Here is a 13077-nt window from a genome sequence, read left to right on the forward strand (position 1 = left end):
CCAACAACTCCGCGCCGAGTGGTGATCAGACGGCGGTGCGGCCACCGTCGACGGGCAGGATCGCGCCGTGCACGAAGGCAGCGGCGTCGCTGGCGAGGAAGACGATCGCCTCGGCCATCTCCTCCGGGCGCCCCGGACGCCCGGCCGGACCCGCGGCGGCGAGCTGGTCGAGGGCCTCGCCCATGGCCGCGGTCCCCTCGGTGCGGGTCGGGCCGGGGCTGACGGCGTTGACGCGCACGCCGGCCGGTCCGAACTCCGCCGCCCACGACTTGGTCAACAGCACCAGCGCCGCCTTGCTCGCGCCGTACAGGCCCATCCCGGCCGCGCCGAACTCGGCGACCATCGTGGTCACGTTGACGATGGCGCCGTGTCCGCGCTCGGCCATGGCCGGGGCGAGGGCGGCCACGAGGAAGTAGGGCGCGGTGACGTTGACCGCGAGGACGCCCTCAACCTCTTCCGGGGTCGTGGCCGCGGTCGGGCCGAAGGGGAAGATGCCGGCGCTGTTGACCAGGACGTCGACGTGACCGCCGCCCAGCTCCCTCGCGCGTTCGGCCAGGGCGCGTGCGCTCGCCGCGTCGGTGAGGTCGGCGGCGGCGAAGTCGCCTCGGCCACCGGCGTCTCGGATCGCGGCGACCGTGGCGTTCCCGCGGGTGGTGTCGCGGCCGGAGACGATGACGTGTGCGCCGCGTGCGGCCAGGGCCAGGGCGGTGGCGCGCCCGATGCCGCTGGTGGCGCCGGTGACGAGTGCGGTGCGACCGATGAGGGACGTGCGGGCGGCGGGGGAGGTGTGGTCGCTGGGGGAGGTGGTCATGGGTGGTCCTTCCAGAGTGGAGTGGTTGCTCCAGAGTGCCGATCTGTTTCTGGAGAGACAACTCCAGAACAGGTACGCTCCACACCGTGCCCACAACCCCGTCCTCGTCTCGGACCCCGTCCTCGTCTCGGACCCCGTCCTCGTCTCGGACCGCACCGCAGCGCCGCCTCACCGCCAAGGGTGAGGCCACCCGCGCGCGCATCGTCGAAGCTGCCTCCGACCTGGTCTTCGCCCACGGCGTCACCCGCACCGGGACCGAGGACGTCCAGCGGGAGGCGGGCGTCAGCGCCTCGCAGCTCTACCACTACTTCGCCGACAAGCACGCCCTCATGCGCGCGGTCATCGCCCACCAGACCGCTCAGGTCCTCGCCGCCCAGCAGCCGGAGCTGGATGCCCTGGACAGCTTCGAGGCTCTGGGGCGGTGGCGGGATCGCCTGGTGACCCTGCAGCGTGCGCGCCACTGCGTCGGTGGGTGCCCGATCGGCTCGATCGCGGCTGAGGTCGCCGACCACGACCCCGATGCCCGGGCCGATCTGGTGGAGGGTTTCGAGCAGTGGGAGGCGCCGCTGCGTGACGGTCTCGGGCGGATGCGCGCGGGCGGTCTGTTGCGTGAGGACGCGGACCCCGACCGCCTGGCCTTGGCCCTGCTCGCCGCGCTGCAGGGGGGGCTGGTGTTGACGCAGACCCGCCGCACCACTATTCCGCTGGAGACTGCCCTGGACGCCACCATCGAGTTGATCCGCAGCTACGCGGTCTGAAGAAACTGTTCCAGCGTGTGCCATCGTCCGTGCCGGGTGGGGATGAGCAGGCGTCACGCGCACCGCGATGATATGTGGGTGATCGGGGGCTAACCTCCGGTCTGAGCCTCACCGGCTCGACGTCCTCAGCGTGGAGGCACCCTCATGACCGTTCTGGATCTTCGACTCACCCAAGGTTCAACGCCCTCTGGACTGCCCGCCGTGCGCCTGGGTGAGCCCTGGCTGGACGCCTACCTCGACTTCCTCACCGCCCGCTGTCGACCCAACAGCGTCCTGGCCGCCGGCTACGACCTGAAGGTCTTCTTCACCCTCATCGCCAAGACCCCGGCGGAGGTGACCGCCGCCGACGTGCTGGGTTTCATCACCGCCCAGCGAACAGGATCAGCGGAAGTGCTCGGCCCGGTGATCGCCGTCGTCGCCGACGCCGACGCTGCTGGAGGGGTCAGTGCCCGCACCGTTCGACGCCGGTTGTCCAGCATCAACGGTTTCTACACCTTCCTCCTCGCCCGCGGCGACATCACCGCCAACCCCGTCCCCCTCGGCCTGCCGACACGGCGCGAACACGACGAGCCCCACGACCGGCCTGGCGGCAGTCGCGGATCGAGAACCCCACTGGTCCGCTCCCCGCGGACCCTGCCGGTCATCCTCAACCCCGACGAAGCCGACGCCCTCACCACAGCACTCCGCACCCACCGCGACCGCGCCATGGTCGCCGCGATGCTGCTCGGGGGTTTGCGTCGCTGCGAGGTCCTGCGCCTGCGCCTGGAGGACCTGAACGTCGGGGCACGGCGGGTGTTCATCGCCGAAGGCAAAGGCGGACACCAACGCCAGATCCCGATCTCCAGGCGGTTCTTCACCCATCTCGGCGACTACCTCAGCCTCGAACGCCCAGCCGAAGCCGACCAGTTGGGGCACGGACACGTCTTCTGCGTTCTCAAGGGTCCCCGCCGCGGGCACCCACTGTCGGCCTCGGGACTCGACGAGGTCCTCGACGGAGCACGGCGCCGCGCCGGCCTGGCGCACGTCACCTGCCATCAGTTGCGTCACACCTGCCTGACCCGGCTGCGCGAAGCGGGCATGGCCCTGGAAGCGATCCAGGCCCAGGCCGGTCACGCGTCCATCGAATCCACCCGCATCTACCTCCACCTCGGCGATGACTGGCTGGCGGGGCAGTATCGCCGCGCCGCCGAAGCCATCGATGCTCAAGCGTTCGCTGGCCACCGCACTGCTCCACCCACTCCCGAGGTCATCTCACCGATCACGTCAACGGTCATGGGACTGCGAGGTCGGCGATGAAGCAACCCGACCGCTTCCTTAGCTGGGCCGAGATCGACTCTGAGGCAATGGGTGACGTAACAGAGCTGACCGTTCCCATGCACGCCTACCTGAGGCAGATCGCCACCACCTTGCGCTCCGGCAGTGTCCGTAACTCCGACATAGCGCTGCGCTGCTTCACCCAGTTCATGTTCCAGGAACACCCTCAGATCACCCGCTTGGCTGACGTTCGTCGCGTCCACATCGAGGACTACAAGCCCTGGCTGGCCACCCGCACCAACCAGCGCGGGAAACCCGTCACCGCCGCCACCCGCGCCCACCGCCTGGGCAACCTACGCACCTTCTTCATCCGCATCCGCGACTGGGACTGGCCGCAGGCCCCACCCACGGTTCCCATCCTCTTCGGTGACCTGCCGCGGCAGGAGAAACCCCTGCCGAAGGCCCTGGACGATGCGGCGGCGGCGAAGTTCCTGCGCGCTGCTCACGCCCGACCGCGTCTGCTCGAGCGGGTCATCTGCGAGGTCCTGATCCGCACCGGACTGCGCGTCGGGGAGTTCACCGGTCTGCGCCGCGACGCCGTCCGCCAGATCGGGGCTGGGCACTGGCTGCACGTTCCTGTCGGCAAACTCCTCGACGATCGCTACATCCCGCTGCACCCTCAACTGGTCGAGCTCATCGCCGATTACCGTGACCGCTTCGTCGACCCTGCCCACCCGCTGCTGCTGCCGCGGGAGAACGGCACACCCATGGACCGTTACAGCGTCACCCGCTGCCTGAACAACGTCGCCACCGCCGCCGGCATCGGCCACGTCCACCCCCATCAGATGCGCCACACCCTGGCCACTCAGGCCATCAACCGCGGCATGAGTTTGGAAGCCATCGCTGCCCTGCTGGGGCATCACTCGATGGACATGACCCTTCGCTACGCCAAGATCGCGAATCGGACCGTCGCTGATGAGTACTTCGCCGTCACTGAGAAGGTCGAAGCGCTCTACGCCGCCCACGACCCCGACAACCTCGACGGCGAGAACACTGCGTTGCCGGCCTCCGCGGCCGGCCCGGAGATGGCCCGCCTGCACCGCGAGATGCATCAGCGGATGCTGGGCAATGGCTTCTGCACACGACCTCCGGCGCTGGACTGCACCTTCGAGTCGGTCTGCGAGACCTGCACGTTCTTCCAGACCTCGATCGCCTTCCGACCGACGTTGCAGGCCCAGTACGACCACGCCGCCGAACATGATCAACAAGGGCGTCAGCAGCTCTTCGCGGGCCTCCTCAGAGGCCTCGACCAGCCCGCGTCCTGACCCCCTTGACACCGATCACCTGCATAAGCGGGATGACCGTGACACCGCAGCCACTGACGCCTTAGCGAGAGGCGGGCAGGTTGTCGTACTCCCGCATCGAGGATGCGCTGGGTGTTGCCACCGGAAGCTGAGCACTCGGGCCGGACCCCACGATGCTCAGAACCGGGCCGGACCCCACGATGCTCAGGACGCCGGTGGGGGCGCGCTTCCGCCCTGCGCGATCAGCGGGGAGGACAGTAGTCGCACCTCCGGGGTCGCGTCGCCGGCGATCCGCGCGGAGAGCATCTCGACGGCGACCCGGCCCATCTCGCTGATCGGTACCTCGACCACGTCCACCGGCTGCGGCAACCCGGCGGCCGCACCGGTGGCGCCCACGCTGACCAGCGACAGGTCCCTGGGGATGCGCACCCCCTGCTCCTCCAGGGTCGAGACCAGGTGCGGCAGCGCCGTCTCGTGGTGGACCACCAGCGCGGTCAGATCGGGCTGCTGTGCGCGCAGACCGTTCAGGCAGGTCCGGGCGGCCTCCGCGGTGGGGTCGCAGGACTGGGTCGCGACCCGCAGGCCCGCAGATGCGGCCTGATCGAGGAAGCTCGCCTGCAGGCGGTCGGCGTAGCCGGCCTGGTGGACCGATGAGGTGCTCGAGCTGACGAGGCCGATGCTGGTGTGCCCCAACCGGGCCAGGTGGTCCACGGCGGTGCGGGCCGCGAGGGCGAAGTCGAAGTCCACGCAGGACAGCCCCTGGGTCTCGCGGGGCAGGCCCATCAGCACGGCCGGACGCCCGAGGCCCGCGAGCAGCCCGATCCGGGGGTCGTCGACCGCGATGTCCAGGACGATCAGCCCGTCGACCAAGGCGGTGGCGGTCACCCGCTCCAGCCCCGCGGAGTCTTCCTGGGTGAGCAGGAGGACGTCGGCCTCGTGGCGCCGGGCGGTCGTGGTCACCGCCCGCACGAACTGCATGACCACGTTGACGTCGGCGTCCTCGTGCAGGGGGACGACGAGGCCGATGACGCCCGTGCGGTTGGAGGCCGACGCCAGCGCCCGGGCCCCTGCGTTGGGTCGGTAGCCGAGGAGGGCGACGGCGTCCAGGACGCGGGTGCGGGTGGGCTCGGAGATCGAGCGCTTGCCGCTCAGCACGTAGGACACCGTGCTCAGTGAGACCCCCGCCGACCGCGCGACGTCGCTGATCGTCGCCATCCCACCTCCTGATCACCGCTACCCGAGACCGGCCCATCCTGTCGGACGCCGGGCGCTGAGGAGGCATCTGCGCCGAAACAGGACCGGAGCGTCGGGGGGGGAGTACTTGACAACGGCGCGTGAGGGCGAAGAAGCTTTCCGCACCTGCTGTCGAAGCGCTTCGACGAAGTGCGGACGGCCCCCCCCCCACGTCGAAGGAGACGGACATGCGCAGGAGGACCTTCGCGGCGGCCACCGCCGCAGCAGGCTTGGCGCTCACGCTCAACGCCTGCTCGAAGGGCGAAAGCAGCAGCAGCGACGACGGCGGGCCCGTCACCTTGAACTACTGGGGGTGGGGCACGGCACAGGACGGCATGGTCGAGGCCTGGAACAAGGCCCACCCCGAGGTCCAGGTCCGCAAGACCGACGCGGGCGGGTCGACGGAGTCCAGTGCGAAGCTGCTCACGGCCACTCGGGCGAAGAACGCCCCCGACGTCGCCGTGGTGCAGTACGACACGCTCCCGGCGATGATCGTCGGCGGTGTCGCCGCGGACATCAGCAGTTTCGCCTCCGAGGCGAAGGCGCAGTTCACCCCGGGCGTGTGGAGCCAGGTCGAGTTCGACGGCGCCGTCTACGGGATCCCCCAGGACGTCGGCCCGCAGGCCCTGGCCTACAACCAGAAACGGTTCACCGAGCTGGGTATCGCGGTGCCGACGACCTGGGAGGAGTTCGCCACGGCCGCCGAGGCGGTGCGCACCGCGGACCCCGAGTCCACGCTCGCCACGTTCGCCCCGGCGGAGTTCGGCGGTTTCGCCGCCATGGCCCAGCAGGCGGGTGCCCAGTGGTGGACGGTGGACGGCGAGAAGTGGACGGTGAACATCGACGACGACGCCTCCCGCGAGGTCGCGGCGTACTGGCAGGACCTGGTCGATCGCGGGGTCGTCGACGCCGAACCCCTGCTCACGCCGGAGTGGAACGCGAAGCTCGCCGCGGGCAAGGTCCTCTCCTGGCCGGCGGCGCTGTGGGCCAACGGCGTCATCAACGGCGTCGTGCCCGAGCAGGCCGGGGACTGGGCCCTGGCGCCCATCCCACAGTGGAAGGCGGGCGACTCCGCGGTGTCGTTCCAGGGCGGGTCGGCCGTGGTCGTCACCACGTCGTCGAAGCACGCGAAGCAGGCCGCGGAGTTCGCCGCGTGGATCAACACGAGTCCCGAGGGATCGGCGGCCCAGATCAGCGCGGGACAGTACCCGGCATCGCTCAACGGTCAGGACTTGACGCTGAAGAGCGATCCCCCTCTCCAATCGCCGCAGCAGGCCGACTACTGGCAGGTCGCGCAGCAGATCGCGAGCAACACGGTCCCCGAGGTGAGCTGGGGCCCGAACGTCAACGTGGCCAACAGCGCCTTCCAGGACGCGTTCAACGACGCCGTGACCAACCGAACGTCGTTCACCGACGCGCTCGCCACCGTGCAGGAGGCGGTCGTGGCCGACATGGAGAAGTCCGGCTTCACCGTCAGCGCCGGCTGATGAGCTCCACCACCACGACGAGCGCCGGCCCTCACGTCCGGGCGGGGGCCGACCGGCCCGGGCGCCGTCCACTCGCCCCCTACCTCTTCCTCGCTCCCGCCCTCGTGCTGTTCGCCGTCTTCCTCGTCGTGCCGATCGGTTACGCGGTCTGTCTGAGCCTGCGGGGGTTGCGCGTCAGCGGGTCGGGGCCGTTCGGGCGCCGCGAGGAGACGTTCATCGGGCTGGACAACTACGCCACCGCCCTGACCAGCACCGACTTCCTCGAGGGCTTCGGGCGGCTGCTGGCTTACGGCGTGATCGCCGTGCCCCTGACCCTCGGTCTCGCCCTGGTGTTCGCGCTGCTGCTGGACGCCACGACGACCACCGCCAAGCGCTTCTCCCGCACGGCCATCTTCATTCCCTACGCCGTGCCGGGCGTGATCGCGTCCCTGCTCTGGGGCTTCCTCTACCTGCCGACGACGAGCCCGATCAGCGACGTCACCCAGGCCCTCGGGCTGGGCGCGATTCCGTTCCTGTCCGGCTCGACCCTGTACGGCTCGGTCGCGAACATCGCGATCTGGGGCGGGGTCGGTTTCAACATGATCATCATCTACACCTCGCTGCGCGGGATCCCCGCTGAGCTGCACGAGGCGGCCCGCCTCGACGGCGCCTCGGAGCTGCAGATCGCCGTGCGGGTGAAGGTGCCTCTCGTCGCCCCGGCCCTCGTGTTGACGGCGCTCTTCGCCCTCATCGGCACCCTGCAGGTCTACGGCGAACCCACGACGTTGCGTCCCATGACGACATCCATCTCCCAGACCTGGGTACCCCTCATGACCATCTACCGCGACGCCTTCACCCGCGACGACCTACCGCTCGCCGCGGCCGCCTCCGTGCTGCTGGCGGTGGGCACCCTCGTGGTCTCCGTCGTCCTCCTGCGCCTCGCACAGCGCCGCGCCTTCGGGGACGCCTGATGAGCGCCCTGGACTCCGCGGCCAGCCCTGTCGTGAACGCGCCGCACCACGCCTCCGCGAGACCACCGCGGCAGGCCAAGGTCCTGCCCACCGCGATCCTCGTGCTGGGGGCGGTCTACTGCCTCGTCCCCGTCGCCTGGGTCCTCGTCGCGTCGAGCAAGTCTCCTGGGGAGCTGTTCTCGACGTTCACCTTCGCCCCGGGTACGGGCCTGTTGGACAACCTGCGCGCCCTCTTCGCCTACGGTGACGGGCAGTTCCTGCTCTGGAGCCTCAACAGCCTCGTGTACGCCGGGATCGGGTCGGTGCTCTCCACCTTGGTCTCGACGATGGCGGGCTACGCCCTGGCGAAGTACCGGTTTCCGGGCCGGGATGCCATCTTCCTGGCGATCCTCGGCGGGGTCCTGCTCCCCGGCATCACGCTGGCCATTCCTCAGTACCTGCTCATGACGAAGATCGGCCTCGCCGGCAGCTACTGGTCGGTCCTGCTGCCCTCGATCATCTCGCCCTTCGGCATCTACCTGTGCCGGGTCTACGCCTTGGCCGCCGTGCCCGATGAGGTCGTGGAGGCCGCGCGCATCGACGGAGCGAGCGAGTGGCGCACCTTCCGCGCGGTCGCGGTGCCCATGCTGCTGCCCGGCATGGTCACCGTCTTCATGCTGCAGTTCGTCGGCGCGTGGAACAACTTCCTGCTGCCCTTCGTGATGCTCTCCGACGAGCGCCGCTACCCGCTCACGGTGGGCCTGTACTCCCTGCTGGCGAAAGGCTCTGGCGAGCCGGCCCTGTACACGTTGGCCATCGTCGGTGCCGCCGTGTCGATCGTGCCGCTGATCGCCATGCTGCTCTTCCTGCAACGGTTCTGGCGGATGGACCTCATCAGCGGCGGGTTGAAGGGATGACGTCGCGGCACGAGAGCAGCCGGTCCGCGTCAGGGCCCGCACCACGGCCCGCGCCACGGCTGGGCACCGAGCGGTTCCTGTTCGGCGGCGATTACAACCCGGAGCAGTGGCCGGAGGAGGTGTGGGCCCAGGACGTCGCGCTCATGCGGCGGGCGGGGGTCAACGCCGCCACCGTGGGGGTGTTCTCCTGGGCGCGGCTCGAGCCCTCGGAGGGGAGCTACGACTTCGGCTGGTTGGACCGCGTCCTGGCGACCCTGCACGAGGGCGGTATCGGCGTCGTCCTTGCGACACCGACCGCTTCCCCGCCCCCGTGGTTCACCCGTGCTCACCCCGACGCGATGCCCGTCGATGCAGACGGGCGGGCCCTGGTTCACGGCAGCCGTGACACCTACGCGGTGAGCGCGCCGGCCTACCGCGACGCGTGCCGGGAGATCGCTGAGAAGCTGGCCGTGCGCTACGGCGACCATCCGGCCCTCATTGCCTGGCACGTGCACAACGAGTACGGGACGCTCGATCACGGCGAGCACGCGGCCGTCGCCTTCCGGGGCTGGCTGCGGCGGCGCTACGGGACGCTGGAGGAGCTGAACCGCCGCTGGTACACCGCGTTCTGGTCGCAGGGCTACTCCTCCTGGGAGGACGTCCTGCCGCCGCGGCGGACGCAGTACCTGGCCAACCCGACGCACGCGCTGGACTTCAAGCGTTTCTCCTCCGACGAGATGCTGGACGCGCTGCGCGAGCAGCGCGACGTCATCCGAGCCGCCGCTTCGCACGCCCCCGTCACGACCAACTTCATGCTGCCTTCCTGGAACCACCTGGAGCAGTGGAGCTGGTCGGCCGAGTTGGACCTCGTGTCGGTGGACCACTACCTCGACACGACGGGTCCGGACGGGGAAACCCACGCCGCTTACGGTGGGGACCTCACCCGCTCCTGGTCCGGCGGGGGGCCGTGGCTGCTCATGGAACAGAGCAGCACGAGCTCGTCCCTGCCGGGCCGCCGCGCCCACAAGGAACCCGACCGCGTCGTGCGCAACTCCCTGTCCTACATCGCCCGGGGTTCACAGGGCGCGCTGTTCTTCCAGTGGCGCGCGCCGCTGGCCGGGTCCGAGGCGTGGCACGGCGGGATGATCCCCCACGCCGGTCCGCAGTCGCGCTCCTTCCGGGGCTTCGAGCAGCTCGGCCGCGTGCTGCACTCGATCGCGGAGGTGGCTGAACCCCCGGCCGTTGGACCGTTGGTGGTCGCCGACGTGGCGATCGTGTGGCACGCGGAGGGCTGGTGGGCCACGGATATTCCCCAGCTGCCCAGCGATGACCTCGACTACTCCGCCACCGTGCGCGCCGCTCACCGTGCGCTGTGGCAGGAGGGTTTCGCGGTGGACTTCGTCGCCCCGGACGCGGACCTGTCCCGCTACCGCCTGGTCCTCCTACCGAGCATGTTCGCCCTCAGCGACGCCGCGGTGGAGCGCCTGGGTGCCCATGTGCGCAGCGGTGGCCACCTCGCCGTCTGGCCCTTCACCGGGTACGCCGACGAGCACCTGCACGTCCAACCCGGTGGGTATCCCGGGCGCCTGCGGGACCTGCTGGGCGTGCGGGTGGAAGAGCTGCACCCCCTGGCTGCGGGAGAGCACGTCGCCCTGGACGACGGCACCCTCGAGCTCACCGGGACCGTGTGGAGCGAGGTCGTCGACCCCGACGGCGCCGAGGTGGTGGCCCGCTACCGGGGCGGGGAGCTCGACGGTGCTCCCGCCCTCACGCGGTGCGTCACGGGTGGCGGGGTCGCGCACTACGTCTCGACGTTCCTGGTCGAGGATTCCCTGCGGGGATGGCTCCGCGGACTGTGCGCGCAGGCGGGAGTCTCCCGGGTTGTCGAGGGGTGCCCAGCCCTCGTGGAGGTCGTGCGCCGCCGGGGCGCTCGGGCGGACTACCTGTTCGTGTTGAACCACTCCGCTGCCGCGGTGCGGGTCATCGGGCCCGGACACGACCTCACGACGGGAAGCGCCGCCGACGCCGGCCTCGACGTAGCGGCACGGGGCTGGGCCGTGCTCCGGGTCCGGGACGAGGCCGGGTCGTGGCAGGTCGTCCCGGCCGGGTGATCGGCGCGGGTCACCCGGCGCGTCGTCGGCCCACGTTCGGCTGGAGCGGACGATGCAGTGCCACATCCGCCTGAGGACCTGCTCGTTCCCCTTCGGGCCCTGACGGCGTCGCCGACCACGCGTGTGCTCAGCACGCTATGGGCGCGGTCAGGCCGGCGACGACGTCCACTCCGCGGTAGCCGGTGTGCGCTGCAACAGCGTCGACCGACGTGGCGAAGCGCAGATGCCACGACGGATCCAAGTGCGGCTCCCGCAGTTCGCCGCCGGACCCGAAGCAGCTGGTGGCACCACCCAAGACGTTGGTGATGTTCTAGCTGCTGAGTCGTCGTCCGTCGCCTAGGAGACTGCTGAACAAGGCGCCGTTCCAGGAAGCAGCGGCGCGGCAGCGCCGCCGCTGAAGCCCTCCCCGCATGGGCCGTTGCGGGCGCGATCGGCGGGTTCGGTCCGGTGCCGGCGGTCTCAGTGGCCGATCTGAGGCCTCTTGGGGCCCCGAAGATGGGCGGACGGGGCCCGTCGCCTGCCTCTCAGACGATCGCCCAACCTCCGTCTCGAACAGTCAGCCCCAGCGCCAGCATCCGGCGCAGATTCAAGGCCGCGACCCGATGATGCAGCCACTGATTGTTCTTGATCACGCCCCGGAACCGGACCCGCCGGTTGGCCCGGGTCAGCCAGGCGATGCTGCGTTCGACCATCGGGCGGTGCCGGCGATACGTCGCTTGGTAGTCCGGATCGGCGAACCGGGCCCGATGGGTCCGCATGAGTTCGTCCTGGGGGTGGACGTTGACCGAGCGACCCGAGGCGGCGGTGGTGCAGCGGGCCCGCAGGGGACAACCCCGACAGGCGATGCCGAAGGTCGCCGTGCCCGAGGGGGAGATCACCCGGGTGACCCCGGCCGGGCAGGTCAAGGTCGACACTCCGGTTCCCGCGGCGTGGTCGGGAACGAAGTCGTCGATGCTGAAACCACCCTCGACCGCGGGTTTGTGCGGCCATGGCTTCATCACCTCACGCATGCCCCCTGCGGTCAGGGTCTGCAGCATCGGTCCGGTCGCATAGGCCGAGTCAGCCAGCACTTCGACCCCCACCTGAGCCAGCCCGAGGGGCTGCCCGACAACGGGTTCGCTGTCTTCCAGCGGCTTTACGCGTTCTCCCTCGCAGGAGGAGATGGTGGTGTCTGCGCCGATGAGGGTGATCCCGACCGCGGCGTCGGAGTTCGCCGGCCCCGACGCCTTCGTCAACGCCGTCGCAGTGATCAACCCGGTGTCCGGCTCGACCACGACATGGGCTTTGAACCCGTCCTGGCGGCGGTGCTGGGTCTTGTGCGCGTGCCGGGTCTCGACATCAACGGTGGAGATCACCCGATCCGGGGCGGTCTTGCGGGCGATGCGCCACCGCCCGTCGGTCCCATCAGAGTCCTCAGCCGGCTCCACGTCCTGCCCCGCGACCAGGGCCAGCAGCGCGATGGCCTCGGCGGGCTTCCCGCCCGCGGCGCTGATCGCCTCCAACCCGGGATCCTCATCGAGGGCGCCCAGCAACGCCAACGCGTCCTCGACCAACGCCGAGACCAGCAGGTCCCGGGCGTCCTGGTCGTCCCAAGCGATCGGCGGTTTCCCCGCCGACTTGGCCGTGAGCGTGTAGCCGCCGCCGGGCCCGGCCCAGTCCGGCCCGCAGACCTCACCCAGGCGGGTGCAGACGTCCGTGATCAGCCCGGCGGCGTCGGGGACCTCGCGTCCGACTCGGCGAATCGCGGCGATCAATTGCGTCACGGTGTCTTGGCGGGCGACCGCGTCGTCGAGGATCGTGGAGTCCAGCGCCCGCCGGGTCTTGCCCCGCAGGACCCCGGTGGCGGTGATGACGTCGCGGACGGCGTCGAAGATCCGCTCCGGACGATCACTGTCGCCCAGACGGCGGCGCCAGTACGTCAACGCCGAGGGGTGGAACCCGGCGGCGTCGATCGCGTAACCGCAGGCAGCCTTCCACCGCAGGTCGAAGGTCAACGCCTCCACCGCTTCACGGTCAGAGAATCCGTGCAGGGTCTGCAACACGATCACGCAGGCGACGACTTCCGGCGGCAGGGAAGGCCGGCCCAGGCGGGTGGGGAACAGGTCCTCGAACATGGCCGGTGGGAACAGCCGAGTGCGGTGTTCGGCGAGGAAGGCGAACATGCTGCTCTCGGGCAGGAGATGCCCTGCCACTGACTCTACGTCGAGCAGTTGTCGTTGGCGATCAGCCTCACCCTGCACGGCTCCATGATCTCAACCGGCGCCTGCGGCGCCGGTCAGGCGCGCTGATTGTTC

10 protein-coding genes are annotated in these 13077 nt (G+C 70.2%); 7 read left to right on the forward strand and 3 right to left on the reverse strand.

Annotated features, from left to right (window positions below):
• Nucleotides 1-25: 25 nt before the first annotated feature.
• Nucleotides 26-811 carry an SDR family NAD(P)-dependent oxidoreductase gene (locus OG218_RS26145; protein WP_328296144.1) on the reverse strand — a complete coding sequence of 262 codons (786 nt, stop codon included), beginning with the start codon at nucleotides 809-811 and terminating at the stop codon, nucleotides 26-28.
• An 86-nt stretch (nucleotides 812-897) separates the two neighbouring features.
• On the opposite strand from OG218_RS26145, the gene OG218_RS26150 reads away from it, so the two are divergent.
• The 3 genes from OG218_RS26150 (at nucleotide 898) to OG218_RS26160 (ending at nucleotide 4148) form a co-directional block, all read left to right on the forward strand.
• Nucleotides 898-1569, forward strand: coding sequence for a TetR/AcrR family transcriptional regulator (locus OG218_RS26150; RefSeq protein ID WP_328296145.1), 672 nt, complete (start codon nucleotides 898-900; stop codon nucleotides 1567-1569).
• Between the two features lie 201 nt (nucleotides 1570-1770).
• Nucleotides 1771-2865: a tyrosine-type recombinase/integrase gene (locus tag OG218_RS26155; protein WP_328296146.1), complete on the forward strand. Its 1095-nt coding sequence runs from the start codon at nucleotides 1771-1773 to the stop codon at nucleotides 2863-2865.
• Entirely contained in the window at nucleotides 2862-4148 is a 1287-nt protein-coding gene (locus OG218_RS26160) for a tyrosine-type recombinase/integrase (RefSeq protein ID WP_328296147.1), read from the forward strand. The genes OG218_RS26155 and OG218_RS26160 overlap by 4 nt, the downstream gene beginning before the upstream one ends.
• Nucleotides 4149-4331: 183 nt before the next feature.
• On the opposite strand, the gene OG218_RS26165 is transcribed toward OG218_RS26160, so the two are convergent.
• On the reverse strand, nucleotides 4332-5342 hold the full coding sequence (locus OG218_RS26165; RefSeq protein ID WP_328296148.1) for a LacI family DNA-binding transcriptional regulator: 1011 nt from the start codon (nucleotides 5340-5342) through the stop codon (nucleotides 4332-4334).
• A gap of 206 nt (nucleotides 5343-5548) precedes the next feature.
• Here OG218_RS26165 and OG218_RS26170 point away from each other — a divergent pair, with 206 nt between their 5' ends.
• The 4 genes from OG218_RS26170 to OG218_RS26185 are packed head-to-tail and all read left to right on the forward strand — an operon-like array spanning nucleotide 5549 to nucleotide 10783.
• Nucleotides 5549-6847 (forward strand): ABC transporter substrate-binding protein, encoded by a 1299-nt coding sequence (locus OG218_RS26170; RefSeq protein WP_328296149.1) that lies wholly within the window; start codon nucleotides 5549-5551, stop codon nucleotides 6845-6847.
• Entirely contained in the window at nucleotides 6847-7797 is a 951-nt protein-coding gene (locus OG218_RS26175; protein WP_328296150.1) for a carbohydrate ABC transporter permease, read from the forward strand. Before OG218_RS26170 ends, OG218_RS26175 begins: the two co-directional genes overlap by 1 nt.
• A complete protein-coding gene (locus OG218_RS26180) occupies nucleotides 7797-8693 on the forward strand; it encodes a carbohydrate ABC transporter permease (RefSeq protein ID WP_328296151.1) in 897 nt (298 codons plus the stop codon). The genes OG218_RS26175 and OG218_RS26180 overlap by 1 nt, the downstream gene beginning before the upstream one ends.
• Nucleotides 8690-10783 (forward strand): beta-galactosidase, encoded by a 2094-nt coding sequence (locus OG218_RS26185; RefSeq protein WP_328296152.1) that lies wholly within the window; start codon nucleotides 8690-8692, stop codon nucleotides 10781-10783. The genes OG218_RS26180 and OG218_RS26185 overlap by 4 nt, the downstream gene beginning before the upstream one ends.
• A 524-nt stretch (nucleotides 10784-11307) precedes the next feature.
• On the opposite strand, the gene OG218_RS26190 is transcribed toward OG218_RS26185, so the two are convergent.
• A complete protein-coding gene (locus tag OG218_RS26190) occupies nucleotides 11308-13023 on the reverse strand; it encodes an IS1182 family transposase (protein ID WP_328296153.1) in 1716 nt (571 codons plus the stop codon).
• Nucleotides 13024-13077 lie beyond the last annotated feature (54 nt).

Origin of the sequence: Kineococcus sp. NBC_00420 (genome assembly GCF_036021035.1) — a bacterium.
In the GTDB taxonomy this organism is placed as follows: domain Bacteria; phylum Actinomycetota; class Actinomycetes; order Actinomycetales; family Kineococcaceae; genus Kineococcus.

Bases quoted from the DNA above. Each gene is read 5' to 3' on its own strand.
- OG218_RS26145 (WP_328296144.1), bottom strand. From the start codon at position 811: ATGACCACCTCCCCCAGCGACCACACCTCCCCCGCCGCCCGCACGTCC.
- OG218_RS26160 (WP_328296147.1), top strand. From the start codon at position 2,862: ATGAAGCAACCCGACCGCTTCCTTAGCTGGGCCGAGATCGACTCTGAG.
- OG218_RS26165 (WP_328296148.1), bottom strand. From the start codon at position 5,342: ATGGCGACGATCAGCGACGTCGCGCGGTCGGCGGGGGTCTCACTGAGC.
- OG218_RS26170 (WP_328296149.1), top strand. From the start codon at position 5,549: ATGCGCAGGAGGACCTTCGCGGCGGCCACCGCCGCAGCAGGCTTGGCG.
- OG218_RS26175 (WP_328296150.1), top strand. From the start codon at position 6,847: ATGAGCTCCACCACCACGACGAGCGCCGGCCCTCACGTCCGGGCGGGG.
- OG218_RS26180 (WP_328296151.1), top strand. From the start codon at position 7,797: ATGAGCGCCCTGGACTCCGCGGCCAGCCCTGTCGTGAACGCGCCGCAC.
- OG218_RS26185 (WP_328296152.1), top strand. From the start codon at position 8,690: ATGACGTCGCGGCACGAGAGCAGCCGGTCCGCGTCAGGGCCCGCACCA.